Source organism: Roseateles flavus, assembly GCF_039872765.1.
GTDB lineage: Bacteria > Pseudomonadota > Gammaproteobacteria > Burkholderiales > Burkholderiaceae_C > Roseateles_B > Roseateles_B flavus.
Window position 1 is genome coordinate 1 of sequence record NZ_JBDPZC010000040.1, and the last position, 2,537, is coordinate 2,537.

Below are 2,537 nucleotides of genomic sequence, written 5' to 3' on the forward strand. Positions count from 1 at the left end.
TGTTGGCGCCGACTGAAATTTGACCCACCCGTGAGGGCCCTGCCGATCCAAATTTGACCCAGGTGTTCAACCTACCCTGCCCGAGATATCCACAGCTGGGCGGGGGTGTGAGGAGTGATCACCATGGTCATGATTGGCAAGGTCTTGCGGCTGCATCACCGCGAGAAGAAGTCGGTGCGGGAGATCGCCAAGGCGACGGGCCTGGCGAGGAACACGGTGCGCAAGTACCTGAGGCTGGGCAAGGCCGAGCAGCCGCAGTACCGCCGGCCAGCGGTGCCGACGAAGCTGGCCCCTTACGTCGAACAGTTGGAGCAAGCGCTGCGCGCCGATGCCCGGCGGCCCAAGAAGGAGCGCCGTAGCGCCAAGGCACTACTGGAGCAACTGAAGGCCGCGGGCTACGACGGCGGCTACAGCCGACTGACCGACTACATCCGCGCCTGGCGCGCGGCCCAGGGCGGCGCGGCCGTGGGCGAGGCCTACGTGCCGCTGAGCTTCGAGCTTGGCGAAGCGTTCCAGTTCGACTGGAGCGAGGAGCCGCTGGTCATTGGCGGCGTGTACCAGCGGCTGCAGGTGGCGCACATGAAGCTGTGCGCCAGCCGGGCCTTCTGGCTGGTGGCGTACCCCAGCCAAGGCCACGAGATGCTGTTCGACGCACACACGCGCAGCTTCGCGGCCCTGGGCGGCGTGGCGCGCCGGGGCATCTACGACAACATGAAGACCGCCGTGGATCGCGTCGGCCGCGGCAAGAACCGCGACGTCAACGGCCGCTTCGCCGCGCTGTGCGCGCACTACCTCTTCGACCCGGACTTCTGCAACGTCGCCAGCGGCTGGGAGAAGGGTGTCGTCGAGAAGAACGTGCAGGACAGCCGGCGGCGCATCTGGCTGGCCGCGCGGGAGCAGCGCTTCGGGTCCTTGGAGGAGCTCAACGCCTGGCTGGGCGAGCGCTGCAAGGCGCTGTGGGCCGAACTCCGCCACCCCGAGCACAAGGCCTTCAGCGTGGCGGAGATGCTGGAGCTGGAGCGCAGCCACCTGATGCCCAAGCCCGTGGACTTCGACGGCTATGTGCAGGACGTGGCGCGCGTGAGCAGCACCTGCCTGGTGACCGTGGCCCGCAACCGCTACTCGGTGCCGTGCGAGCTGGCGCGGCAGACGGTCAGTACGCGGCTGTACCCACAGCGCGTGGTGATCGTAGCCGACGAGCGCGTGGTGGGCGAACATGCCCGGCTCAGCGGCAAGGGCCGCACGGCCTACGACTGGCAGCACTACGTGCCGCTGGTGCAGAGGAAGCCTGGCGCGCTACGCAACGGCGCGCCCTTCGTGGACCTGCCGGAGCCGCTGGCCAGGCTGCGCCAGGCCTTGCTGCGTCATGCCGGAGGTGACCGGCTGATGGCGCAAGTGCTGGCGCTGAGCAGCACGGCGGGGCTGGACGAGGTGCTGGTCGCGGCCGAGCTGGCCTTGGAGCATGCTGGCCCCAGCGGCCGGATCAGCCCGGAGCACGTGGCCAATGTGCTGGCGCGGCTCACGGCACCGGAGCGACCGCCGAACGTCGCCACGCCACTGAGCACGACCACACCGGTGCAGGCCGACCCGGGCCGCTACGACCGGCTGCGCCGGCTGGCTGAGCAGGAGGTTGACCATGGCTGATGTCATTGCAGAGCTGAAGGCCCTGCGCCTGCACGGCATGGCCGCCACCTGGGCCGAGCTCGGCGAGCAGCACAACGCCGAAGTCGAGCGCTCGCGCTGGCTGCTGGAACACATGCTGCAGGCCGAGGCCAGTGACCGCGCCACGCGCTCGGTGCAGCACCAGATGAGCAGCGCCAAGTTCCCGGTGCACCGTGACTTGGCCAGCTTCGACTTCGAGGTCTCGCCGGTGGACCGCAAGCTCGTCGCGCAGTTGGCCACTTGCGAGTTCACGGCCGCGGCGCACAACGTGGTGCTGGTGGGTGGCCCCGGCACGGGCAAGACCCACCTAGCCACGGCCATCGGCGTGGCGGGCATCGGCACGCAAGGCAAGCGCGTCCGCTTCTACAGCACCGTGGACTTGGTCAACGCACTGGAGCGGGAGAAGGCCGAGGGCAAGGCCGGGCGCCTCGCGGCCAGCCTACTGCGGCTGGACCTCGTGATCCTCGATGAGCTGGGCTACCTGCCGTTCAGCCAAGCCGGCGGTGCCTTGCTGTTCCATCTGATGTCCAAGCTCTATGAGCACACCAGCGTCGTCATCACGACCAACCTGGACTTCGCGGAGTGGAGCACCGTCTTCGGCGACGCCAAGATGACCACGGCGCTGCTGGACCGGCTCACGCACCACTGCCACATCGTGGAGACCGGCAACGAGAGCTACCGCGTCACCCAGGCCACCGCGGCCACGCGCAAGCGCATCAAGGCCAGGGAGCAGGAGCGGCGCAGCAAGGGCGACGAAGCGAGCTGAACAAGCGCCGCGCTACAGTTGTCCACAGCCGGCATCAGCCGATGTCGGCCCCAAGCCCTGGGTCAAAGTTCAATCGGCAGGGTGGGTCAAATTTAGATCGGCGCCAACA

General features: G+C 68.3%; 2 protein-coding genes. Both read left to right on the forward strand.

Annotated elements, in window-relative coordinates:
* Positions 1-123 precede the first annotated feature (123 nt).
* On the forward strand, positions 124-1,644 hold the full coding sequence (gene istA, locus ABDJ40_RS24610; protein ID WP_347613743.1) for an IS21 family transposase: 1,521 nt from the start codon (positions 124-126) through the stop codon (positions 1,642-1,644).
* Positions 1,637-2,428, forward strand: coding sequence for an IS21-like element helper ATPase IstB (gene istB, locus ABDJ40_RS24615; protein WP_347613746.1), 792 nt, complete (start codon positions 1,637-1,639; stop codon positions 2,426-2,428). The genes istA and istB overlap by 8 nt, the downstream gene beginning before the upstream one ends.
* Positions 2,429-2,537 lie beyond the last annotated feature (109 nt).